At 37.7% G+C, this 23242-nt stretch carries 22 protein-coding genes; 8 read left to right on the forward strand and 14 right to left on the reverse strand.

The features are described from left to right. Window positions 1-76: 76 nt before the first annotated feature. The 8 genes from VLZ86_RS13485 to VLZ86_RS13520 form a co-directional block, all read right to left on the reverse strand. Window positions 77-979, reverse strand: a complete 903-nt coding sequence (locus tag VLZ86_RS13485; RefSeq protein WP_325452209.1) for an ABC transporter ATP-binding protein — start codon at window positions 977-979, stop codon at window positions 77-79. Then, window positions 980-1474, reverse strand: coding sequence for a hypothetical protein (locus VLZ86_RS13490; RefSeq protein ID WP_325452211.1), 495 nt, complete (start codon window positions 1472-1474; stop codon window positions 980-982). Between the two features lie 65 nt (window positions 1475-1539). Further along, window positions 1540-2439, reverse strand: a complete 900-nt coding sequence (locus VLZ86_RS13495) for an HlyD family secretion protein (protein ID WP_325452213.1) — start codon at window positions 2437-2439, stop codon at window positions 1540-1542. A 12-nt stretch (window positions 2440-2451) separates the two neighbouring features. Beyond that, window positions 2452-3702 (reverse strand): TolC family protein, encoded by a 1251-nt coding sequence (locus VLZ86_RS13500; RefSeq protein ID WP_325452215.1) that lies wholly within the window; start codon window positions 3700-3702, stop codon window positions 2452-2454. A gap of 1 nt (window position 3703) precedes the next feature. After that, complete coding sequence (locus tag VLZ86_RS13505; protein ID WP_325452217.1) at window positions 3704-4312, reverse strand: TetR/AcrR family transcriptional regulator; 609 nt, start codon at window positions 4310-4312, stop codon at window positions 3704-3706. A gap of 386 nt (window positions 4313-4698) precedes the next feature. Continuing rightward, a complete protein-coding gene (locus VLZ86_RS13510; RefSeq protein ID WP_325452219.1) occupies window positions 4699-4995 on the reverse strand; it encodes a hypothetical protein in 297 nt (98 codons plus the stop codon). Window positions 4996-5016: 21 nt separating this feature from the next. Continuing rightward, on the reverse strand, window positions 5017-6093 hold the full coding sequence (gene cydB, locus VLZ86_RS13515) for a cytochrome d ubiquinol oxidase subunit II (protein ID WP_325452221.1): 1077 nt from the start codon (window positions 6091-6093) through the stop codon (window positions 5017-5019). A gap of 2 nt (window positions 6094-6095) precedes the next feature. Next, the gene (locus VLZ86_RS13520; protein WP_325452223.1) at window positions 6096-7430 is read right to left on the reverse strand and encodes a cytochrome ubiquinol oxidase subunit I; all 1335 of its coding nucleotides are present in this window, start codon (window positions 7428-7430) and stop codon (window positions 6096-6098) included. Window positions 7431-7714: 284 nt separating this feature from the next. On the opposite strand from VLZ86_RS13520, the gene VLZ86_RS13525 reads away from it, so the two are divergent. From VLZ86_RS13525 to VLZ86_RS13560, 8 genes are all read left to right on the forward strand, one after another. Next, window positions 7715-9739, forward strand: coding sequence for a cation:proton antiporter (locus VLZ86_RS13525; RefSeq protein ID WP_325452268.1), 2025 nt, complete (start codon window positions 7715-7717; stop codon window positions 9737-9739). A gap of 189 nt (window positions 9740-9928) precedes the next feature. Continuing rightward, a complete protein-coding gene (locus tag VLZ86_RS13530) occupies window positions 9929-10291 on the forward strand; it encodes a hypothetical protein (RefSeq protein ID WP_325452225.1) in 363 nt (120 codons plus the stop codon). Window positions 10292-10415: 124 nt separating this feature from the next. After that, window positions 10416-10814: a DoxX family protein gene (locus VLZ86_RS13535; RefSeq protein WP_325452270.1), complete on the forward strand. Its 399-nt coding sequence runs from the start codon at window positions 10416-10418 to the stop codon at window positions 10812-10814. Window positions 10815-10820: 6 nt separating this feature from the next. Continuing rightward, entirely contained in the window at window positions 10821-11243 is a 423-nt protein-coding gene (locus tag VLZ86_RS13540; RefSeq protein ID WP_325452226.1) for a sulfur reduction protein DsrE, read from the forward strand. Between the two features lie 29 nt (window positions 11244-11272). Further along, complete coding sequence (locus VLZ86_RS13545) at window positions 11273-11899, forward strand: TlpA disulfide reductase family protein (protein ID WP_325452228.1); 627 nt, start codon at window positions 11273-11275, stop codon at window positions 11897-11899. A 65-nt stretch (window positions 11900-11964) separates the two neighbouring features. Then, a complete protein-coding gene (locus VLZ86_RS13550; RefSeq protein WP_325452230.1) occupies window positions 11965-13392 on the forward strand; it encodes a bifunctional metallophosphatase/5'-nucleotidase in 1428 nt (475 codons plus the stop codon). Window positions 13393-13431: 39 nt separating this feature from the next. Next, complete coding sequence (locus VLZ86_RS13555; RefSeq protein WP_325452232.1) at window positions 13432-14133, forward strand: ankyrin repeat domain-containing protein; 702 nt, start codon at window positions 13432-13434, stop codon at window positions 14131-14133. Window positions 14134-14145: 12 nt separating this feature from the next. Further along, entirely contained in the window at window positions 14146-14631 is a 486-nt protein-coding gene (locus VLZ86_RS13560; protein ID WP_325452234.1) for a nucleoside deaminase, read from the forward strand. Between the two features lie 73 nt (window positions 14632-14704). On the opposite strand, the gene VLZ86_RS13565 is transcribed toward VLZ86_RS13560, so the two are convergent. The 6 genes from VLZ86_RS13565 to VLZ86_RS13590 all read right to left on the reverse strand — a co-directional run bounded on the left by VLZ86_RS13565 (window position 14705) and on the right by VLZ86_RS13590 (window position 23200). Beyond that, complete coding sequence (locus VLZ86_RS13565; protein ID WP_325452236.1) at window positions 14705-15154, reverse strand: isoprenylcysteine carboxylmethyltransferase family protein; 450 nt, start codon at window positions 15152-15154, stop codon at window positions 14705-14707. Between the two features lie 71 nt (window positions 15155-15225). Next, complete coding sequence (locus tag VLZ86_RS13570) at window positions 15226-15888, reverse strand: peroxiredoxin (protein WP_325452238.1); 663 nt, start codon at window positions 15886-15888, stop codon at window positions 15226-15228. A gap of 270 nt (window positions 15889-16158) precedes the next feature. After that, window positions 16159-17490 carry an MBL fold metallo-hydrolase gene (locus tag VLZ86_RS13575; RefSeq protein WP_325452240.1) on the reverse strand — a complete coding sequence of 444 codons (1332 nt, stop codon included), beginning with the start codon at window positions 17488-17490 and terminating at the stop codon, window positions 16159-16161. Window positions 17491-17564: 74 nt separating this feature from the next. Further along, on the reverse strand, window positions 17565-18173 hold the full coding sequence (locus VLZ86_RS13580) for a class I SAM-dependent methyltransferase (RefSeq protein ID WP_325452242.1): 609 nt from the start codon (window positions 18171-18173) through the stop codon (window positions 17565-17567). A gap of 298 nt (window positions 18174-18471) precedes the next feature. Then, a complete protein-coding gene (locus tag VLZ86_RS13585; protein ID WP_325452244.1) occupies window positions 18472-19212 on the reverse strand; it encodes a 4'-phosphopantetheinyl transferase family protein in 741 nt (246 codons plus the stop codon). After that, window positions 19205-23200 (reverse strand): amino acid adenylation domain-containing protein, encoded by a 3996-nt coding sequence (locus tag VLZ86_RS13590; RefSeq protein ID WP_325452246.1) that lies wholly within the window; start codon window positions 23198-23200, stop codon window positions 19205-19207. The genes VLZ86_RS13585 and VLZ86_RS13590 overlap by 8 nt, the downstream gene beginning before the upstream one ends. Between the last annotated feature and the right edge of the window lie 42 nt (window positions 23201-23242).

Below are 23242 nucleotides of genomic sequence, written 5' to 3' on the forward strand. Positions count from 1 at the left end.
AAATTCGCCTTTTAAACACTACCATTTATTGCACGAATTTAACCGGCCTCACAAGTCTGATTTTAGTCTTGAAAGGTTATTTTGCCAACTCCATAAAGGTGTCTTCAATCGTCGCTTCAGTTTCATTAATTTCTATATCCGATAGGTTTTTAGATTCCAAATAGTGCTGCAATTCATTCTGATTAAAATTGGTTCTACTATCTGTATAATGCACAAACTCGCCAAAAGGATAGACACTGTGGTTATACTCATAGTCTTTTAAACTTGTGATCAATAGGTACATATTATTTGCACGCACGTTATAAATGGCCTTCGGATAGTGTTTCACGATAGCCTTTGGGGTGTCAATTTCCAAGATTTTCCCATCTTGGATCAAAGCCACTCTATCACAAAGAGCGGCTTCATCCATATAGGGGGTGGATACCAAAATCGTAATCTCTTTTTGTTGAAGGCGTTTCAGCATTTCCCAAAATTCCTTTCTTGAAACAGGATCCACCCCTGTGGTGGGTTCGTCCAAAAATAAAACCTTGGGTTTGTGGATTAATGCACAGCTCAATGCCAGTTTTTGTTTCATCCCGCCCGACAGTTTTCCGGCACGACGATCTTTAAACGGTTCAATTTGAACATAGATATTCTTTATCAAATCGTAGTTTTCATCGATGGTCGTTCCAAAAATAGTAGCGAAGAAATTTAGATTTTCCTCCACCGTTAAATCCTGATAGAGCGAGAATTTCCCTGGCATATAACCTACATTCTTCCGAATTTCTTTATAATTTCCAACCACATCAAAACCAGCAACAGTTGCCGTGCCTTCATCTGGAAATAAAAGCGTGGTCAAAATCCTGAACAATGTGGTCTTACCAGCGCCATCAGGACCGATGAGCCCAAAGAGTTCATTTGGTTTTACATCAAATGAAATATTCTCAAGAGCTTTTAGGTCTTTATAGGATTTTGATATATTGGAAATTGAAATCCCCATTTATTTGAAATAATCGTAATAAGCGTTGATGTTTTCATCGATGGCGCTTTTGAGCTTTGCAGCGTCTTCAACCGTTTCAGCTTGTGTAAGCGCTGCATTCTTTTCAATCAATGGGTGTAACCAAACATGGAGATTGTCATGTGCAGGTCCCTGCATGGTGCAATTTTTTATAACAAAAGTTATGTCGTCACCGAGCGATTTGGCCAGTTTATGATAGTCCGCCAATGTACTTGTGGTTTGTGTGTTAATGGTGTGTTGCAATTTTTTGACCCCTTCATTAGTTGGGAGATCAGATTGCCATTTTTCGCCATTGTTCATCTCTATTTCTTCGGTCCAAGAATTATCGTAGACATTTGCCGCCGATTCAACGTGGTGCTCATTTAAATGCGCATCGCGATTTTCAATTTCATCTGAGTGCGTGATGGTTTCTTGATTTTTGTTGTCTTTACAACTTACTAATGCCAAGAGGCCGATGGTAAAAATTAAATGTTTCATTGTTTTTGAATTTAGTGGTTATTAATATTTGAATTGTTTAATGTAATCATATTTTAAATAAATTTCTAAAGACTAGGGGATCCAATCCATAGTTCAGCGGGCATGCCTATTTTCAAGCTACCATCGTTATCCACATCTACCTTTACGGCATATACCAATGCCCCCCGTTCTTCTTTGGTTTGAATGATTTTTGGCGTGAATTCAGCTTCAGAAGCAATCCAGCTAATTTTCCCCTTATAGGATTTCATCGCCTCTGCATCATCAATTTTAACGGTGACCTCTTGTCCTATTTTTATGTTTGCCAATTGGATTTGGCTGATATACACTCGTAATTGCATGGTACCTAAATCGGCAATTTTATACAGCGGTTTGCCAAATGCGGTGATTTCATTTGGTTCGGCATATTTGGTTAAAACGGTGCCATTTATCGGATTGATGATTTTACTTTTTTGAATCTGATCATCAATTTGTTTTATTTGGACATCAATATTTTTCAGTTCGTTGACTACGGGTGCATTTTGGATTTCCACACTGCGAATTTGATTGTTGATCACGTCAATTTGACCTTGAACATCGTCCAGTTGCTTTTGAGTTCCCGCATTGTCCTTTATCAGGTTTTCGGTTCGTTTTTTATTGGTGTTGGCTGTTTTTAATTGGGCATTCAACACATTAATTTGAGATAGCACCCCTTTTGATTTAGAACTGATAACTGCTTTTGAAACTTCCAATTGTTCTCGTTTTAGGACCAACGGAATGGTGTCGATATAGCCTATGAATGTGTCTTTCATAAGTTGATCACCTTCTGACACCTCAAACTGCATCAGTTTTCCGGTATTTTCAGCTGATACCGTTATTTCTGTGGCTTCAAAATTACCGTAGCCGTCCGCTTTTCCATTGGAATTGCTACAGGAAAAGAGGGAAGTGGCCAGGATGCTTAAACCTAATATATAATCGAAATTGTTCATTTTGTTTTGGGATTAGTGCCCTTTATTAATATTATAATTTGCTTTTGCAAGTTGTAGCTGAATTTTATGTTTGACCAAAGTGTTTTCGTCTTCAAATAAATTGGTAAGCTCCGTGATGTATACCGATGAGGTGATGACACCGTTTTTGAGTTGGGAATCTGCCGATTTAAGGACCTCTTTTCGAAGGGTGATAATCTCCAAATCGGAAGTGATGAAAGCTTCTAACTTTTCGATTTCGTTTTGTTGCTGATTCAGTTCTATATTGGTGTTCAATTTGAACGTTTCGGTTTCAGTATCGATAATGTCTTTATTGATGGACAGGGATTCACGCTGTTTTTTATTGGAATTCCAGTCGAAGACATTCCAATTCAATTTAATACCAACGGTATAAAAGGCTTGAAAGGAATTATCGAGCATATTCAATCCTGGATTGCCATAGCCACCAGATGCAAACCCAAGTAATTTGGGCGCGTTTTGTTTGGCTATTAAGGCGTCGTTGCTTTCAATTTCATCTTTTTTAAGTTGAAATAATTCCAGTTCTGGCCGGTTCAATTCGGTTTTCGGAACTGTTTCCAACAAAGTATTTTGAAAGATAGCTGAGGCATTCAAGGGTTGTCCAATAACACTTGAGAGCGTTTCAATGAGTGAGGTTTTGTTGCTTTTAACTTCAATGAGCTGTTGCTTGAGTTTAAGCAGTTCGGCTTCCAGAACTTTATCTGATGCAGGTAAAATCACACCATATTTAATACCGGATTTCACTTCGCTCAATTTGGCTTGTAATTGTTCTTGTTTTGCCTTTAACAATAAATGCGTTTCCTGAGCTAATAAAATTGAAAAATAGAGCTGGTTTATTTTTTGTTTTAGTTGATAAAGGTTGACTTCAACCTGTTTTTGCCTCGTTTTAAGTTGCGATGATTTCACACCTAATGATGCTTCCGTTGCACCGCCATTATAAATAAGTTGATTGACCGACAGTGTTGCGCGGTACTGGTCTTTTTTTAGTGGTTCGATATTTGAATTTGGGATGGGAACTTCAATCACATCCGATTGATAGGTGGCCTGCGCATCAAAACTCAACTGCGGTAGTTTCGCGTTTGAAACCACCTCTTTTTCTAATTTATTTTGCATAGCCAGTAGGTCAGATTGTTTGGCCAAAGGATAATTGACTGTTGCGAGGTCATAACATTCTTGAAGGGTTATCGATTGTTGCGAAACCATGGCGCTTGTAAAAAATCCTATCAAAATAATTAGCGAGAGTCTCATTTTAATGTTGCTTTATTGAATTGATAATAAAGTTGGCAACTTCTGTTTTTCTGCTTTCTATAAATGCCTTGTACTCTTTTTCGTCTTTCTTTGTAAGCGCTTTAACCAATGGTTTTCCTAAAAACGGGAAAATATTGAGCGCGAGTATGTTGACGAATAATTGGTCGGCATCTATTGGTTTTAAAATTCCCTTATTAATCTCGTCATCCACGCTTGCTTTAAACTTTTCGAGATTTGGAAAGCCTGTGTTGTCTTTTAACTTTAGAATGAAATCTTCATTTCTGTAAAGCTCATTGATAATGAAATTCGGTAAATAAGGGTGTTTCATCATGAACGAAGTATAGTCACCGGTAAAGTTTCTTATTTTATCCTCAACGGTTGAATCATCGTTTAATATGGTATTTAACTGTGGTGCCAAGAGCGAAAATGCGTTCTTGAAAACGGCTTCAAAGAGTAATTGCTTGCTTCGATAATAATAGTGAAGCATCGCTTTATTAATCCCTGCCTTATCAGCTATTTCCTGCATTCTTGCACCATCCATCCCTTTTGATTGAAAGACATCTTTGGCGGCGTCCAATATTTGATGTTCCGTCGTTTCTTCTTTTTTCATTTAACTAAGAGGTTTAACCAGATGGTTAACAAATGTACAAAAAATAATCTAATGGTAAGTAAATTGATACGTTTTAAGGCTCAAGTATATTTTATTTGATAGTGTTCATTTCGGAAGAAAGAAGAGTGCCATTGGGAAACTTGTACCTGACCAGGAATTTATTTTCGTTTAAGGGTACAGTACTAATACAAAAACTCAATCGCAAGGGAAGAAAAACCGCAAGGAGCGTAAAGTTTTAAAGGACTGTGGTCATAGCGTAGCTCGTCGCGACTTTTGCGGTAAAAGATATAGCATATGAACATTTAATATTATAGATGATATTGACGAGTTGCGAAAACCTTCTGATGAAGTTAAATCATAATTATTCCAGATTATGGATTCTCAATCTATGAATTCAATTTGTTTTTTATCAGCTTAATTGCCATCACACCAATGGTACCACCAACAAGGGATACCAATATGTTTATTGTAAATAACACACGATTTGTTTCGCCAGTTTCCATAATCGACATCGGATCAAATCCAAGTCGTCCAAAGGTCTTTAAGAAGAAAATACTGCCAAAAACACCCGCCATGGTGTTTCCAATTAATCCTAACGTGTGTTTTTTGCTTATCAATGCAAAAACATGTGCGCCAATAATTCCCATAAAAATACTAATGATTGCAATAAGTGTGTCGGTCATGCCCAGAGATTTCTTACTTATTTAATGCTCGCCATAGCCAACATCGTTAATTTTTCCTCGAAAAACACGGTATTGAACAAACATATAAATCCCAACCAAAAGCGCTGCAATTACAAACCAATATACCCCAACGGATAATCCATACTCATGGGCTGCCACATTGTATAAGGTTAAAGAAGGGTTGACGTTATTTGTTGAAGGCAAAACCTTAGGGAATATAGAGGCTACAGTAGATGCCAATCCTCCGAGTAGAAACAGCGTTGAGAAAAGAAATCCTATTCCGTCTCTATTAAATGACTTTACTTTAAACAAACCAAAAAGTCCCGTAAACGTAATCAGTGGAAAAATAATTAACCAAGGATGTTCCATAAAATTACGAAATGGATTGGGATCTATGATATGCCATGTGGACAAGGATGTTATGACCAACACCAACAGCACAAAATTCAAATTAAAAATCACTTTTTTTAGTTTTGGGTTTAAGTCAGAATTGGTTTTAAAAATAATCCAATTGGCACCATGAATGGCCAAGGAAACCACTCCAACAAGTCCTAGCATTAAAGTGAACCAATCGATTACTCCCAAATGTTCGGCATGTGGACTAAAACTCTGATTGCATAAAGGCAAAAAGAAAAAATGAGGCTCATGAGCGGAAACCCCATCGGTAACCATACCTAAATTTACGCCCCTAACAATATTACCTAGTGCGATTCCGAAGAATAAAGCCAACAGTAAACTTGCAATCCCGAAAGCTTTATCCCAAACAGCTTCCCACATTCTGTTTTTGATCTGTCCTCGTAACTCAAGACCAATCGCCCTAAAAATAAGCAACCATAAAATCATCATCAACGGCAAATAAAACCCACTGAATGACGCCGCGTACAAGGTTGGAAACGCAAAAAATAAAACACCGCCAACGGCTATGAGCCAAACTTCATTGGCATCCCAAAAAGGACCAATGGCGTTGGTGATGGCTTTCTTATCTTTTTCGGTTTTGGCAAAAAATAAATGAATGATTCCTGCACCAAAATCATAACCATCCAAAATAACATAGATGGTTAACATAGTCATTAAAACGATATACCAGAATAATTCCATAGTTAGATAAGTTTTGTGGTTTCAGGACCTTTATGGATGATTTTTACAGCAAGCATGATGAACAATAATCCCAATAAGGCATAAAGTCCAATAAAACCAAGCAACGTAAACAGAGTGTATCCTGATGAAACTGTGGGCGAAATCCCGTCTGCAGTCCGCAACAGATTATATACCAACCAAGGTTGCCTGCCCAATTCGGCAGTGTACCATCCCGCTGTATTGGCGATATATGGAAACGGTAGCATGAACATCAACGCCCATAGCACCCATTTGGTGGTATAGAGTTTTTTTCGAAATAATTGGATGCCTGCAATAAGCAATAATCCTATAAAAACAGTACCCAGACCCACCATAATATGATAGGAGTAATACAGCCCAGGAATGTTGGTTGGATACACACTTTCATCAAATTCATTGAGACCTTTAATCTCGGCATCCCATCTTTGATAGGTTAAAAAGCTCAACACATTTGGTACCGCAATTTTATTGTCGAGTTTTTTATTGACCACATCCGGTTGCCCAATTAAGATAATCTCAGCGCCGCCATCTTCGGTTTCAAAAATGCCTTCCATAGCAGCAAAGGTTACCGGTTGATGGTTAGCTACATTTTTCGCAGCCCAATCACCGGTTGGAAAAGCAACCAAAATACTGGAAACCAATCCAAAAATAACACCAGTCTTTACGAAGAGTTTTCCAAATTCACTATACTTATTGTTTAGGAGGTAGAAAGCGCCAATGGATGCCACCACAAATGAAGAGGTAATTACGGAGCCCATTTGATTGTGTAAAAATGCAGGCATCAACCACGGATTGGAGAATAATGCGCCAAAATTGTTAAGCACAAACTTTCCGTTTTCTAAAATTTCATAACCAACAGGGTATTGCATCCAGGAATGTGTGGCTATAATCAAATAGCCACTTGCCCAAGAGCCTAAGAATACCAGAAAACCAGTTAAGAAATGGAGCTTTTGGCCCATTAGTTTTTCTCCAAACAGGAACAATCCCAAAAATGAAGATTCCAAGAAAAAGGAAAACATACCTTCCATGGCTAGGGTTTGGCCAATAATTCCTCCCGTAAGTTCAGAGAATTTCGCCCAATTGGTGCCAAACTGAAATTCCATTGGAATCCCAGTGACGACGCCCATTGCAAAATTGAGCGCGAAAATTTTCATCCAAAATTTGGCGGCATCGTTATACTTATCAATCTTAGTTCTTAAAAATCGCCATTTAAAATAAACGATCATTAAGGATAATCCCATGGTCAATTGTGGAAATAGGTAATGGAAAGTGATCGTGAACGCAAATTGCATTCGATCGTAAAAGAGCATGTCTTCCATATTGAGATAGCTTTTGAGGGATAAATTTATTATAAAAATATATGAGAACCCTTTGTTAAATGGATACTACAAGAAACAAAATCCTCTTTTATTTTTTGAGACCGTTATTTAACTTCTCCTAAATTCCTTGAATTTCGGTTTTTTATTTAATTTTAACACGTAAGCGCAATAAAGGTAAGATATAGATGCTGATCTTTTCCTATGTTTGTTGTATAATTGTATCGTGCATAACTGTTTTAATTCTCAAATTAATGCAGTATAACTTTTTCTCTTATTCATCAACTATGGATGTTATTATCAATCAACTTATAGAAGAGTTCCAACTACCGCTTCAAAATCCTGTGTTGATTTTTTCTTTGATTCTCTTTATTATTCTGTTGGCCCCGGTGGTGTTGCACAGAATTAGGATTCCTGGAATTATCGGCTTGATTGTATCGGGAATTATCATTGGACCTGCTGGGTTGAACATTTTGGAGAAAAGTCTTTTTGTAGATGTATTTTCCACTATCGGCCTATTATACATCATGTTTATTGCGGGTCTGGAACTTGATTTAAACGAGTTTAAAGCCACAAGAAATAAGAGTTTATTATTTGGGTTTTTAACCTTCACGATCCCTATAGCGATTGGATTTCCGGTGTGTCATTATGTATTGGGCTTTGATTTTAACGCCAGTCTCCTTACATCTAGCATGTTTGCCACCCATACGTTAGTTACCTACCCAATAGTCAGCAAACTTGGTGTTTCAAAAAACGCCGCTGTAGCCATTACGGTAGGAGGAACAATCTTAACGGATACTGCCGTTCTTATTATGTTGGCCGTTATTTTAGGCTCGCATGATGGTGGGCTTACGCAGGAATTTTGGATCCGTTTGGGCATATCATTGGTCTTGTTTTCGGCGTTTATGTTTTTGGTGATCCCAAGAATTGCAAAATGGTTTTTCCGGAAACTGGAAAGTGAAAAACATTCGCATTATATTTTTGTGCTTTCAGTAGTCTTTTTCTCAGCTTTTTTGGCAGAAATAGCAGGTTTGGAATCTATTATTGGTGCGTTCGTGGCCGGATTGGCGCTCAATAAACTCATTCCGCATTCGTCAGCTTTGATGAACCGAATTGAATTTATTGGTAACTCACTCTTCATTCCATTTTTCCTTATTAGTGTTGGGATGATCGTGGATGTCAGTGTCATTATGAGCGGTCCGATGGCGCTTATTATTGCAGGAACGCTAACCGTAGTTGCCATTTTCGGAAAATGGACTGCAGCTTTCTTAACCCAAATTATATTTAAATTTTCAACGGGGCAGCGCCAGTTGATTTTCGGATTAAGTAGTGCCCACGCTGCGGCAACATTAGCCGTAATTTTGGTGGGATACAAAGCAGGAATTTTGGATGACAATATTTTGAATGGTACTGTAATACTCATTCTAATTACCTGCATCATTGCTTCTTTTGTAACTGAAAGAGCAGCCAAAACCATTATCCGTAATTCTGATGAAGATGAGGATATGGCACTGAGCAGTCCATCTTTCCAAGAAACAATTTTAATACCCATTGCCAATTTGGTAAATATTGAGAAAGTTTTGGATTTTGCAGTATTAATAAAGGATAAAAAATCCATCAATCCCTTATCCATTTTAACGGTGGTTCCCAATACTAATGAAGCAGAGAAAACCATACACAAAGCGAAACTAGGATTGGAGAATTATTTAAAGGAAACTACAGCATCTGATACCAATGCTACGGTTATGGCAACAATAGACCATAATGCGGCGAGTGGTATTTCGAGAACCGCCAAGGAAATTATGGCCGATATCATTTTATTGGGATGGCCTCAAAAGACTGGGTTCTTGGATAAATTGATAGGAGACAAGATGGAAAGTATTTTGCAAAATACTGATAAAACTCTTTTTATATGTGATTTCGAAATTCCTTTCGTCAACCATAAGCGATTATTTGTCGTGGTTCCCCCAAATGCCGAATTCGAAGAAGGTTTTGCACATTGGGTCAATAAAATCGCCAAACTCTCAGTGGAATTATCCATTCCGATACATCTCAATTGCAACGAGGCGACACACCAATCAATATTGAGGTTTGCCAAGGACAATAAGGTCAGCTTGACCATGGAATATAAAAATTTCAAGGACTGGGACGATTTCCTAATTATTTCCAGAGAGATTGATGCTACCGATTTGATTGTTTTGGTATCCGCTAGAAAAGGCTATATTTCTTATTTTGGACACCTGGATAGAATCCCTTTAAAGTTGGAGAGACATTTTCCTGCTATAAGTAAAATGGTTATTTATCCTCAGTAGCAGGTTAACAGAAGCATCTTAATGACCTAATCATTTAAAATAGAGGTTTGTTGTTACAGCTTAAATTTTTCATGGCAATAAAAAAACGTACCTACCAATCATTTTCTTTTGTTTTAATAAGACTTTAACACGTTACGGTAACAAAGGTTACATAAGAACCAGGCCATTTGTCTTATGTTTGTACCTACAGTGAAAACTAAATCTTACATAGCAGTAGTTCTAATAACTATCTTTCTGGCAAAATTTGCTGCGATAGATGCCCATGGACTGAATATTGTTTTCAGTGGAAGCAAGACTTCTTTTGTAAATCCATATTGTAAGAAAACCGCTTCCGACGAAAAATCGAAGGAGTCAACCAGTTTAACAGCTCAAGATGATGTGGACACACAAGTAATTATTTTAACTGGAAATTGCACATCGCCTTTTCATTTTGATTTCTTTTCTTGGGAAGCGGACTTTTCCGATCCTGTTGTAGTGATCAACCAACACTTTACTTCCAATTTAAGTTATCGGTATCCCGATAACATATCTCCTCCGCCTCGCGTGGCCTAACTTTCTTTTTGACATCTTAAACTGGGTGTTTCCATAATATTTCTTTTTCAAGACATATACTTGGATGACCTGTCACGCACAGGCACCACACAGAATCAAACAATCTTTATTTACATTTTTTATAATGACGGGCAATATTTTAATCAGTCGCCGCTCCATCCAGCTACTGCGCATTTTAGTAAGCGGCATATTTCTAGTAGCGGGCCTTAGCCACTTGCTCAATGTTGAAAAAACAGCCCAACGTATAGAACAGGCGAGTTTTAAGGGGTTAGCCCTTTATTTCGGAGATCCTCAATGGCTTATCATCCTTTCAGGGATTGTTATGCTAGTAGCAGGCTTTCTTTTTCTAATTGGTTATAGGACAAAATGGGCAGCTATTATTCTAGTGGCGGTTTTAATCCCTATCACACTAACGGTACAAGTAGGACAATTGACGACACTTGGTCCTTTATTTAAAAACATTGCAATTTTAGGCGGACTTCTTTTTTTTATACTGAATGATACCGATCAACTTTTAAAATAAAACGATATGAAAACATACATTTTTAGTTCACTATTATTAATGTTCACTCTATTTGGCAGCGTTAATTTACAAGCGCAACAAGTGGATAGCAGCAAAAATAATTACGTAGTTCTCACCACAAAAGTACAACAGTTACAACCCATCATCCTAACTGCAGAAGCCCTAAAGGCAGAGGAAGGAGAGAGCTTTGGCGATTTTCAGGTCATTATCTGTGGTAAGGACATGGGACAACTTACAGATCCTGAAATAATAAATTCATTTATTCAAAAAGCGGAGAAAGCTGGCGTCCAGATCATAGCCTGTGGATTTTCGCTCAACAAATTTAAAGTCGATAAAACAAAAGTTCCAGCGCGCCTTTACATTGTAGAAAACGGCATCTTATATAATTTCCAGCTTCAAAAAAAAGGATATAAAAGCTTAAGTCTATAACTATAAATCTCAAAAAAAATAGAAGAATTATGAAACACGATAAAACAGAAATAAATAAAAAGAAAACTTGGATCCAGTATGGTGTATTTGGTGTTGTCGCAATTATACTTTACGCCACAGGATTACATACTGAGGTCATCGGTTTTGCCCAACGGGGTATTCTTGCTACCGGATTAATGAATCCCAACGTAAAGAACATTACCCAAGTGCATGAAAATAAAAAGGCTATAACATCACGACCCGAGTTTGAAAAGGCAGATTTTAACTTAAAATTGATGGATAGAGAAGGTCATATCTCCTCTTTGGAGGATTTGAAAGGCAAGGTTATTTTCATGAACTTCTGGGCTACTTGGTGTCCACCATGTATTGCAGAAATGCCAAGTATTGATAAGTTGCACAAAGAAATGGGTGATGAAGTGGTTTTTGTAATGCTTTCATTGGATCAGGATTTTGAATTGGCAAAAGCATTTGATAAGCGTAAAGGCTACAATCTGCCTATTTATGCCCCAGCTAGCAATTTGCCACCAATGTACCAATCTTCAGCAATTCCAACTACTTATGTTATTGATGCGAAAGGAAATCTAGCTTTGACGCACAAAGGCATGGCCGATTATAATGATGACGGATTTAAGAAATTTCTGAGAAGTTTGAAGTAATAATTCCGAAATGGGATGGAAAATTGTAAATTTATCTGTCCCTTTTGGATCATAAAAATCTTAATATGAAGCTAAATGTATTATTCATAAACGATGTACACGGGTATTTAGCACCACATCCCGAATTATTTTATGATGAAACAGGCGAGATTATTGAAACCGTTGGCGGATATGCCCATATTGCAGGATTGGTAGAAGCTATTAGGGATGAAAATCCTAATACACTTTTTTTTGATGGCGGAGACACTTTACACGGTACCAAACCCTTGGTTGATTCTAAAGGGGAAGTTATTATTCCAATTTTAAATTCAATTAACCCCGATGCCGTAGTAGGGCATTGGGATTTCGGTTATGGCCCTGAACGTTTAAAAGCCCTTGCTAAACAGTTGAGGTTTCCCATATTAGGGTGTAATGTTTATAAAGAAAATGGTACGAATTTTTTGAGACCTACTATGATGTACGAAAAAGAAGGTATCAAAATAGGAGTTATAGGAATTTGTGCAATGATTATTGATAAAGTGATGCCGGAAAGGATGGGGCAGGGACTGAAGTTTACATCTGGAATTCATGAGGTACCACTGCACATTAAGAACTTGAAAGCTCAGGGAGCAAATGTAGTTGTTTTGCTTTCTCATAATGGATTTCCACAAGATGTTGCACTCTTGGAACACGTAAAGGGCATTGACATTTGTTTGAGCGCGCATACCCATAATAGAATTTATAAACCTATAGAAATTAATGGCGCACGTATTGTACAATGTGGATGCCACGGTGCCTTTTTAGGGAAACTGACCCTTGAAATAGATAGGAATAGTATTAAGAACTTTGATTACAAACTTATTAAAATTAATAGTGCATTACCTAAAAGTGAAACGACAGAACGATTGGTAGAGAAGGTTCTCAAGCCCTATCAGGACATTACAAAATTTGTTTTAGGTTATACTGATACTATTTTACATCGTTATAGCACTCTGAATTCAACCATGGATAATTTTCTGTTGAAAGCCATAGCGCATGCCACTAAGACGGAGATTGCTTTTTCTAACGGATGGCGGTTTGGCGCTCCGATTGGAGTGGGAGCAATCACAGAGAACGATCTTTACAATATTACTCCAATGAATCCACCCGTTTCTACTGTAGAATTAACCGGTGCCGAAATAAAGCAAATGTTGGAAGAAAATTTGGAGCGTACCTTTTGTAAGGATCCCTTTGGGCAAATGGGAGGCTATGTAAAACGTGTTTTAGGATTGCAAATTAATATGCGCATCGAAAATCCAAATGGGCATCGTATTCAGGAAATTTATTACAAAGATTCCCATCTTAAATATGAAAGAATCTATAAAGTAAGTTTTGTAACCAGCCAAGGTGTTCCCAATAAATATGGTAAAAACCGTAGAGAACACGATCAAAGGGCGGTGGTGGTTATGAAAGAGTATTTGAAGAATAATCCAGTTTTCACTCCAGATAAAATACAAAGTTTTCGACTGGTTTAAAGTTTTATAAATTTGTTGTTCCATCTAAATCAAATATCTATGAGCTCTTTTTATAAAGTCATTACCCTTCTTTTTATCGCTTCTTTTCCCTTGCAAAGTTGCGGCAATCCAAATTCAAAAAAAATTATGTACATAACCGCTCAAGATTCAACTTCAAACTTATTGAACGCAGTCTCTGAAAAAGATACCGCACTGGTCGCAAAAATTTTAAGTACCCAACCAAATCTTGAGGTGCGCGACAACAAAGGACGAACACCCTTAATGATTGCAACATATAATGCCGATAGCAAAATAGCCGAACTGTTAATTTCTGCCGGAGCCGATGTAAATGCACAGGACGACATGTTGAATAGTCCTCATTTATATGCTGGCGCAAGCGGCAATTTGTCTATTTTAAAAATGAGTTTGGCCAACGGTGCTAAATTTGATGTTTATAATCGTTATGGTGGAACTGCACTGATACCTGCAGCAGAGAAAAGACATTTGGAAGTAGTCAAGCTGTTGTCTGAAATACCAGAATATCCTATTGATCATATTAACCATCTCGGTTGGACGGCCTTACTGGAAGCTATTATTTTGGGTCCAACTGGCGAACCTCAAGTGGCTATTGTAAAAGTACTGGTAGATGCAGGCGCTGATGTCAATATTGCGGATAAGGATGGGGTGACACCACTGCAACACGCCAAAAGCAGGGGCATGGATAAAATTACTAAAATTCTAATTGCAGCAAACGCTCATTAAAAACAAAACAAAATGAATAAGATAGATGACAGAGACTTGCGGCATTTACGTCGCTGTATTGAATTGGCAAAAGAAGCCCTTTCTGCAGGGAATCAGCCGTTTGGCTCGGTACTCGTTTCAGCACAAGGAGAAGTTATGTTTGAAGGAAGAAACGAAGTAATGACCACAGGTGACCAAACGCGGCATCCAGAGTTTGAGATTGCACGTTGGGCAGCAACATATATGACGCCGGAAGATCGTGCTAAGGCAATCGTTTACACATCGGGTGAGCATTGCGCCATGTGTTCTGCGGCGCACGGTTGGGTAGGATTGGGTCGGATAGTGTATGTGAGTTCTACCGAGCAATTATCATCTTGGCTCAAAGAAATCGGTGTTGCTGCATCCCCAGTAAAATCGTTGCCCATTAATCAAGTCGTTCCTGAAATTGAAGTCTATGGACCCGTGCCTGGTCTTGCCGAGGAAATACGTGAGCTGCACGTCCGTTTTCACAAATCTTAAAATCAATAAAAAAGAATATTTCAAGAAGATAAATAACGTCTTTGCAAATGATGGGAATATAGGTTCATGAATATTAAATGAACCGTCGTGTTCTTTTTTGATAATCTTCATACTCCGGGAATCTTTCGCCCAACAGTCTTTCCTCATAAACCGATTTATAGTAAAATAGGATTAAAAGCAGAAGTGTGATCAAAACTTTGTAAAGAGATGATCCATAGACAGCATATCCGAATCCTGAAAACAGCAATGCCGTATAAATAGGATGCCTTGAGATGCGGTAAGCACCACTGGTGATCAATTTCCCAGATGCCATTGGCGATGGGAAGGGAGAAAGCTTGGTATTTAATTGAAAGAGCGCAATAACTCCGAATAAGATAGCAACACCCAACAAAACCAAACCCGAATAGCATAGCCATTCGGGTAGTTGAGTATAAGACACACGTAAGGGTAAAAAATAAGCTATAAAAAGCAGTATCTGCACCGTTACAAATGCATAGTCCTTAACAGGTGTTTTTTGGTTCACTTTTTACAATTCTTCTAAAGTCTATTAATTATCCGTCTTCACTTTTTAGAAATCAGACTGACCTTGAAGAATTATAGATGTTTTTTGGCAAGATAAAAATCGACTTTTTCAAGTGAATCGTCTGCTAATCTGGCATTGAGTTCGTCCAAAGTTTTTGGTGGACCCACGATGACCTTATCGCCTTTTTTCCAATCTAATGGCATCGCCACCTTATTTTCATCGGAAATTTGCATGGCTTCCAAAACACGTAAGATTTCATTCATGTTTCTACCTATATTCAAAGGATAATACATGATCAATCTGATTTTTTTACTTGGATCAATGAAAAATACGGCGCGAACCGCGGCAGTTTCACTCTCATTGGGTTGTAGCATTCCGTATAGTTTTGCCACTTTCATATCGATATCTGCAATGATAGGGAAATCAAAATAAACGCCAGTGTTTTCCCTAACATTCTGAACCCATCCCATATGCGAATGGATACTGTCAATACTTAAACCTAATAACTCAGTATTTAGAGCGTCAAATTCACTTTTTCGAGTGGCAAATCCGCTCAATTCGGTAGTACACACAGGCGTAAAATCAGCGGGATGTGAGAACATCACCACCCATTTGTCTTTTGCGAAATCTGAAAATTTTATTTTCCCTTTAGTTGTCACAGCTTCAAAGTCGGGAGCATCATCTCCAATTCTTGGCATTGAAGTGCCTTGTTGCATTTCTAAATTTGTTTCCATAATTATGTTTTTACTATTGTTTTTTATCTTTTATAAATTTAAGCAATTATTACTTTTTAAGCGATAACAGAGGTTACATATGTTTATAATTAGCTTTGTTTTAACATCATCTCCTTAAATTCTTGATGAATTGTTAATGAGATAAACCTATTCTACAAAATATAAAACTAAAAAACCCGAATCGCATAGCCATTCGGGTAGGTGTATCCTGGACAAAGGAAGTGTCATAACTACTCCACAACAAATCGCTCGTGCTAACTTAGTTTAATGTCAGTCTTTAAATTGTTCAATAGCATCGCTTAAATCATAAACGGTAGCGTTTTCCAATTCATTTTCTAGAATACTACTTCCTGCTGCACTTCGATATCCGCCAGCACAATGTACTACAATTGGTTTGTTGGTTGGGATTTGATTGGAAGTTTGGCGCAATTCGTAAAGTGGATGCTCAAGCGCTTTCTCGAAAATCTTACCTTGTTCTATTTCACTTCGGTTCCGAACGTCAACAATAGTGTAGTTGTCCGGATTTTTCTTGAAATCTTCCAAATCCAATGCTTCAGTTTTTACTAAGTCGTCATCTGAAAGTGTAATGACTTTTTTAACCTGTTTTTCATATCCAATCTTAGCTAAGCGGTTTAAAAGCTTGTCCTTATTTTCTTTTTTATCGATGACCAAGGTGAACTTTTCTTTTGGCGCCACAATCGAACCTATCCACGTTTCAAATTTTGCAGTATCCGATTCTGCCTGAACGTTAATACTGCCTTTTAAATGGCCCTTTTTAAAACTCGCTTCATTTCTCATGTCAACAATAAGACCTGTAGCGGTAGTGTTTTCAATAAATGGAATCTGATCAATGGTTGGATCTAAATTATCCGCCCCAGCCTTATTGATATCCACATTAAATCCAAAATAAGAGGGGATAAATGGCTGACCGTCGAGTAAGGTTTTCATAAATTGCTCTTTGGATTGGTCTTTAAAGGCCCAATTGCCCGTACGTTCATCGCCCAATGTGCTACTTGCAGCATCACTCAAATTTTTTCCACAGAGCGAACCCGCTCCATGAGCAGGATAGACAATCGTCTCATCAGGAAGGTTGTTAAATTTATTTGTAACGGTATCATACATCATTTCCGCCAGTTCTTCACGTTTGGCGGTCAGGTTACCTACGCTTTCTCTTAAATCGGGACGGCCTACATCACCAATAAATAGCGTGTCTCCAGTAAACATGGCGGTTTTGTCGCCTTCTGTAGCCACTATCGTAATGCTATCTGGAGAGTGTCCAGGTGTATTGATAGCTTTTAAGTTGACATTGCCCAAGTTGATACTGTCGCCATCGTCAAATGTTTCGTGAGGATAGTCGGCGCCTAACTTTTTACTATTGTAAATAGTCGCTCCAGTATTTTTATGGATTTCAAGATGCGAACTCACAAAATCGGCGTGGGGATGCGTCTGGATTATCGCGGTTATTTTCGCGTTATTCGCTTTCGCAAAATCATAATATTGCTGTGGATCGCGCTCCGGATCAATAATCGCCATCTTGCCATTACTAACTATGGCGTAAGAAAAGTGGGAGAGCGGCTTGTATTCAAACTGTTTGATATTCATAATTCTTAAATTTTATTAAATAAAAAATCTACTATAAATTACTATAATTATTAGTTGCTTCCTGAAAAAATATACTATTTCAGTTTTTTAAAACTGCAGAATTGAAAGTTCTGCGTGGTTTTAAAAGGTGTGATATGGTCTATAGTGAGGCAATTTATTTTTTCAAAGTGGCTTTGGAACACTTTTACCAATCCGTTTTCATCATACTGTGAAATTTCCAACCCACTACATTTGGTCGGACCTTGGAGTGAAAAAGTACCAATAATTAATCGCTCGGCGACACATTTATTAGCAATGGTCGCGTAAATTCTAATTTTTTCTTTTGAAGTCAGAAAATGAAATGCGGCGCGATCGTGCCATAAGTCGTAAGTTACTTTAGGTTCAAACGAAGTAATGTCGCTCGCAATCCACTGTACGTTATCGGCTTTCTTACCCAAGCGTTTTTTTGCTTTTTCAAGAGCCTTAGCTGAGATGTCCAATACGGTTATATTTTCATAGCCTTCTTCAAGTAAAAAATCCACTAGTTTACTGTCGCCACCACCAATATCAATGATTTTGGCAGTTTTGGGCAAATGACATTCCTGAATCAATCTTAGGGATATCTCCGGCATTTCTTGGGTCCAACTGACTTGGTCTGGACTTTTTTTCTCGTAGACGGATTCCCAATGCTCTTTTGTGTTCATAATTTATTTGCTAAGATCATTTGATTGATATCCAAAATGGTTTAATAAATGTGAAAATATTTCATTTGATTAATCGGTCAAACCAATGCTTTGAAAAAATGCGGATTTCTATAAAGGATGAAATTAACAAACATTTTCCAGAAATACAGTAACCTAGGTTACAAAACCTTGATTATCGTCCTGAAAAGTTACTAAAAAATATAACAGGATGTTTAATATGTTATACTTTTATAAGTTCAATTGTTGTCTAGAACTGAATTTTATGACACATTAAGAGATCAAATTCTTTATCTGCAAATCACCGGGGTAATGGCTGGAATAAAATGTCATCTAAATTATTTATAGGAACTGTTAAGGCTAAAGCTCCAATATAATTATGATTTACCATGAAGCTGAAAACATATAAGTTTTTTTGATTGCATACTAGGGATGATGGAATAGTATGTGAACCATCGATTACCGAGATTTTGTAAAGATCGTTATCAATACCTTTTCCTATGGCTTTTACAACAGCTTCTTTTCGGGTCCATAACTTGTAAAAAGTAAGGTACTTATCCTTACTAATTTCAATTTCATCCATTTCCTTCTGATGATATACATTTGGTAAAATCTCTTTATAATTGAATTCTTTATTAATATATTCAAGGTCAACGCCTACAGGGTTTTCTGCTATGGCAATTATTGCATAATCTAAAGAGTGCGAAACATTAAAATAAACAGATGGATGAGATGGTAAATAGGGTTTTTTGTGAGCATCCACTTCTATACTAATTTGACTAATATCCAAAGCTGTATATTCAGCCAAAAGGAGTTTTAAGAGTGCCCTGCAGATAATAAATCTGTTCTTGTCTTTAATAAAATGATATCTATTAGCACGTTGGCACTCTGAGTCTGATAAAAAACGCGTGAGGTCAGGAATCGTTTCTTGTAACTTTAATAATTCAATTTTATAAATAGTGACTCCTGGATCACCTTTTCTATTTTGGGATGGATCTCGGGTCAAACATTCAATTGTTCTACAAAGTATAGTGCTATACACTTTTTAAAGTTTTAGTGTCGAGTACATTTTGAAGACTTTTTGCTAGAGTTTGAACATTGGGTTCTTCAAACATATCTACGTGATTCCCGGGTACCATATGTTTACGAATCCCTTTAAGTGCCATGTTTTTCCATCCCAGTAAATCATGGTCGTGTACAAAGTTAATTTCCTCCATGGCCCTAAATAAATCGATCACAAAATCCTGAGGAGTAATGGTATATGCATTAGTAGCCTTTTGATGATTTTGTTCCATCTTATACGGAACATTAAATTGCATTTCATACTGTTTTTCCTTTCCGTACTTTAACTTTAAAAACAATCCAGAAATTTGAATTTTCAGTAATTCCTTTCGGCGAATAAAATGTTTTCTACTCGCAAACATGTTAAAACTTAAATACACTATTTTTCCCAAATGGAATAAATTGGAAAGAATCTTTTTCTTAATGGGGTTGGTGTAATAATAGGCGGGATACACATAGGTGTCAAATTGTGCAACAATAGTCACTTCTTTCCCTTGCGCTCGTAATTGTCTTGCCATTTCAAAAGCTACAATTCCACCATAAGAAAATCCTCCCAAAGCATAAGGACCATTAGGATTGGATTGGAGAATTTCAGAAATATAATCTGCCGCCATTTGATCAATAGAATCATGTGGCTCATCTACACCACTTAAACCTCTAGACTGAAGTCCGTAAACAGGTTGATCCTTATCTAGGTATTGTGCTAAGGCATTGAACATTAAAACATTATGATTGGCTCCGTGTACGACATATAAAGCTGGTTTTGTCCCTTCTGGTTTTAAAGGCACCAATGAATCCCACACAATGTATTCACTATCCATATAAGCCGCCAGTTTTTTGACTGTAGGATGTTTGAGTAAAGCAACAAGTGGTAATCTGTTTCCCGTTTCCTTCTCTAGTTTTGCCATAACCTGAACCCCCACAATGGAATGGCCGCCAAGTTCAAAAAAGTCACTATGAACATCTATCTTCTCGATCTTTAGGCATTCTTCCCAAATAGTGGCAATAATTTTCTCCGATTCTGTAATTGGTTCACTAAATCCGAGTTTTTCATCTTTGACCGGTAGATTACTTAGCAACGCTTTGCGGTCGATTTTACCGCTAAGTGTGGTTGGAAATTCTTTGACCGAGATAAACTGATTCGGAATCATGTGAACCGGGAGTTGATCCTTTAAGGCCTCTTTCCACCGGTTTACCTGATTTGCACTGGGATGACCCAAATCAGAAGGGATAACAGTGGCGATAAGTTGATCTTCTTGGAGCAAAACGACCGCTGACTGGATGCCATCTAAGGAGTCTAAGGCTTGTTCAATCTCTTCCAATTCAATACGCTGACCTCGGATTTTAACCTGATGGTCTATTCGTCCCAAGCAATGTACATCGCCTGAAGGCAGCAATCTAGCCAAATCACCGGTGCGGTAAAGCGTAGGTCCCAGATCACTCTCCAAAGGATTTTTTATGAACTTTTCTTTAGTGAGATCATCTCGTTTCCAATAGCCTTTTGCCACGCCGTCACCCGCTATGCAAAGTTCACCAGTTTTACCTGGTGAAACTAATCTATCGTGTTCATCAACAATATAAAGTTGGGTATTGGCCATAGGATGGCCTATTGCAATCAAGGTATCTTCTTTAGAGATTTTCTTCATCGCAGACCAGATGGTCGTTTCCGTAGGCCCATACATGTTCCAGAGTTCAGTCACTCGTTGGAGTATGCTTTTGGCCAGAACCATAGGTAAGGCTTCCCCAGTACTGATGGCTTTAATGGCTAAGGGTTTTTCCCAACCCGAATACAAGAGCATTTGCCAGGTTGCAGGCGTGGCTTGCATCCAAGTTATGGCTTCTTCTTCCATGACATCTAATAATAAACGGGTGTCCTTTGAAGTTTCTTCGGTGGTGACTATCAATTTTGCTCCAATTAAGAGGGGCGCAAACAACTCGACCATGGCAATGTCAAAGGAAATTGTAGTAATTGAAATTAAAACATCGGATTCTTTGATGCCGGGTTTTTCCAAGGTGCTGAACAATAAATTCACCAAGTTTTTGTGCGTTATCGGGACGCCTTTAGGTTTTCCTGTAGAGCCTGATGTATAAAGTATATAAACAATATTATGGTGGTCTACCTTTTCAGAAAGGGGAGTTTCCGGATATTTTGATAAATCTGAAAATATATCTTCTAAAAGCAACAATTTTGTATCCGATTGTAATGCCGAAGAAAATGTTTTTGTGGTAATAATAAATTTAGCTTCAGAATCTTCCAACATGAACTCCAATCTTTTGCTAGGATAACTAGGATCTAAAGGAAGATAAGCTGCGCCACACTGCATAATGGCAATTAATGTGACAATGAGCTCATTGGAACGCGGTAAAGAAACGGCTACAAAATCGCCATTTTGGATCCCTTGCGCCTTTAAGTAATGTGCTACTTGATGAACTTGTTTTTCTAAATTGCCATACGAAAGTTCCTTATCACCAAATTTCAAGGCTGTTTTTAAAGGATTGGCCTTGGCCTGTTTAATCAGTAATTCATGTAATGGTAAGTTTGGATAATCAGCCGAAGTGTTGTTCAACTCCGCATATGCGGATACATCTACCTTTATGATATCACCAATCTTGATATTTGGATTAGCGATAATGCGTTTAACTATTTCTAGAAAAGAAACCATCATTTGTTTTATGGTTTCTGGTTTAAATATACTGGAATTATAGGACCATTCTAAAATAAGTGAATCAGCTGAGCCTGAAGCATTAAGGAAAATTTCAAAGGTTTCGTAGGCTCTAGGATTACTTTTTAATTGGTAATCAAGCCCCGCAAATGATACCCCATCATCCATTCCCATATCGATGTTGAATACCACAGGCACTAAAGGAACGCGAGAAGGATCGCGGGCAATAGATAATTTTTGGAGTAATTCTCCAAAACTAAATTTCTGATGTTCATAAGCATCAAAAAGCTGTGGTTTGCGTTGTTTGAGATAGTCGTTAAAGGAATGGTTTGCATCAATTTTACTGCGCAGGGGCAATAAATTAACACAATGGCCAATCATTTGAATTTTTCCACTTGCAGCCTGATCGGCTGAAGGCAATCCTAAAACAATATCTTCTTGACCAGTTTGTGTATATAAAAAAATCTCAAAAGCGGAGAGAAGAGTGGTTACAAAACTTGATCCCGCCTTGAGTCCGGTTTTTTTAAGAGCCTCCACCAATTCCATAGGCATCGGTAAATCCAAGCGTTCACTTTTAAACGTCCTAAATTGAGGTCTTGGAAAATCAGTCGGCAAAGTAAGTTGTGGAACATCACCCTTAAATTGGCTTAGCCAATAGTTTTCATTTATAGTATGTGCACTGCTTCCTAAATAAGCCTGTTGTTCATCAGCATACTCAGAAAAACTCTCAGGCTTGGGTAAATTATGAGTTGTATTCTGCACGATCGCAGAATAAAGTGCTCCAAGTTCTTGAAGCATAATTCCAAGAGACCAGCCATCGCACACAATATGATGGCCAGTCAGTACCAACTGATGTTTAGTGTCTGAGAGCTTTAAAAGACCCACTTTTAAAAGTGGCCCTTTGACCAGATCAAAAACATAATTAGCCTCAGCGACCAAATATTCCTTTATCGATTTTTCTTTTTCAGAATCGTTTAATGAAGATATATCTTGATGGTCAACCTTAATTGAGAGTTCCTTAAAAACCGTCATAAATTGGCCGTCCGTACTGAAAACCGCTCTCAATGCTTCATGACGCGTAACTAAAACTTGAACGGCATTTATTAATGCGGGTTTATTTAAGCTCCCTTCTAATATTAAACTGATGGATTCATTATAGGCCCTGTTGGCATCATCATCGCCCATTTTACAGGCAATCCAAATTTCCGCCTGTGGTTGAGTGGTGTAGATGACCCGTTCTATTTCTGGTCCGGCAAAAGGATTGAAGTTAGTTCTGTTATCTAAAGTTATGGTAGGTTCTTTCATCAGGATGCAACTGTAAATATTTAGTAATTAAACAATTAGTGA

It is taken from the genome of Gelidibacter sp., assembly GCF_035515035.1.
Taxonomy (GTDB): domain Bacteria; phylum Bacteroidota; class Bacteroidia; order Flavobacteriales; family Flavobacteriaceae; genus Gelidibacter.

What these genes read in the sequence shown, in the direction of transcription:
- VLZ86_RS13520 (WP_325452223.1), bottom strand. Translation starts at nt 7,430, where the DNA reads ATGGAAGACATGCTCTTTTACGATCGAATGCAATTTGCGTTCACGATC.
- VLZ86_RS13555 (WP_325452232.1), top strand. Translation starts at nt 13,432, where the DNA reads ATGAGCTCTTTTTATAAAGTCATTACCCTTCTTTTTATCGCTTCTTTT.
- VLZ86_RS13545 (WP_325452228.1), top strand. Translation starts at nt 11,273, where the DNA reads ATGAAACACGATAAAACAGAAATAAATAAAAAGAAAACTTGGATCCAG.
- VLZ86_RS13495 (WP_325452213.1), bottom strand. Translation starts at nt 2,439, where the DNA reads ATGAACAATTTCGATTATATATTAGGTTTAAGCATCCTGGCCACTTCC.
- VLZ86_RS13540 (WP_325452226.1), top strand. Translation starts at nt 10,821, where the DNA reads ATGAAAACATACATTTTTAGTTCACTATTATTAATGTTCACTCTATTT.
- VLZ86_RS13560 (WP_325452234.1), top strand. Translation starts at nt 14,146, where the DNA reads ATGAATAAGATAGATGACAGAGACTTGCGGCATTTACGTCGCTGTATT.
- VLZ86_RS13485 (WP_325452209.1), bottom strand. Translation starts at nt 979, where the DNA reads ATGGGGATTTCAATTTCCAATATATCAAAATCCTATAAAGACCTAAAA.
- VLZ86_RS13535 (WP_325452270.1), top strand. Translation starts at nt 10,416, where the DNA reads ATGACGGGCAATATTTTAATCAGTCGCCGCTCCATCCAGCTACTGCGC.
- VLZ86_RS13550 (WP_325452230.1), top strand. Translation starts at nt 11,965, where the DNA reads ATGAAGCTAAATGTATTATTCATAAACGATGTACACGGGTATTTAGCA.
- VLZ86_RS13580 (WP_325452242.1), bottom strand. Translation starts at nt 18,173, where the DNA reads ATGAACACAAAAGAGCATTGGGAATCCGTCTACGAGAAAAAAAGTCCA.
- VLZ86_RS13575 (WP_325452240.1), bottom strand. Translation starts at nt 17,490, where the DNA reads ATGAATATCAAACAGTTTGAATACAAGCCGCTCTCCCACTTTTCTTAC.
- VLZ86_RS13490 (WP_325452211.1), bottom strand. Translation starts at nt 1,474, where the DNA reads ATGAAACATTTAATTTTTACCATCGGCCTCTTGGCATTAGTAAGTTGT.
- VLZ86_RS13590 (WP_325452246.1), bottom strand. Translation starts at nt 23,200, where the DNA reads ATGAAAGAACCTACCATAACTTTAGATAACAGAACTAACTTCAATCCT.
- VLZ86_RS13525 (WP_325452268.1), top strand. Translation starts at nt 7,715, where the DNA reads ATGGATGTTATTATCAATCAACTTATAGAAGAGTTCCAACTACCGCTT.
- VLZ86_RS13500 (WP_325452215.1), bottom strand. Translation starts at nt 3,702, where the DNA reads ATGAGACTCTCGCTAATTATTTTGATAGGATTTTTTACAAGCGCCATG.
- VLZ86_RS13570 (WP_325452238.1), bottom strand. Translation starts at nt 15,888, where the DNA reads ATGGAAACAAATTTAGAAATGCAACAAGGCACTTCAATGCCAAGAATT.
- VLZ86_RS13510 (WP_325452219.1), bottom strand. Translation starts at nt 4,995, where the DNA reads ATGACCGACACACTTATTGCAATCATTAGTATTTTTATGGGAATTATT.
- VLZ86_RS13505 (WP_325452217.1), bottom strand. Translation starts at nt 4,312, where the DNA reads ATGAAAAAAGAAGAAACGACGGAACATCAAATATTGGACGCCGCCAAA.
- cydB (WP_325452221.1), bottom strand. Translation starts at nt 6,093, where the DNA reads ATGGAATTATTCTGGTATATCGTTTTAATGACTATGTTAACCATCTAT.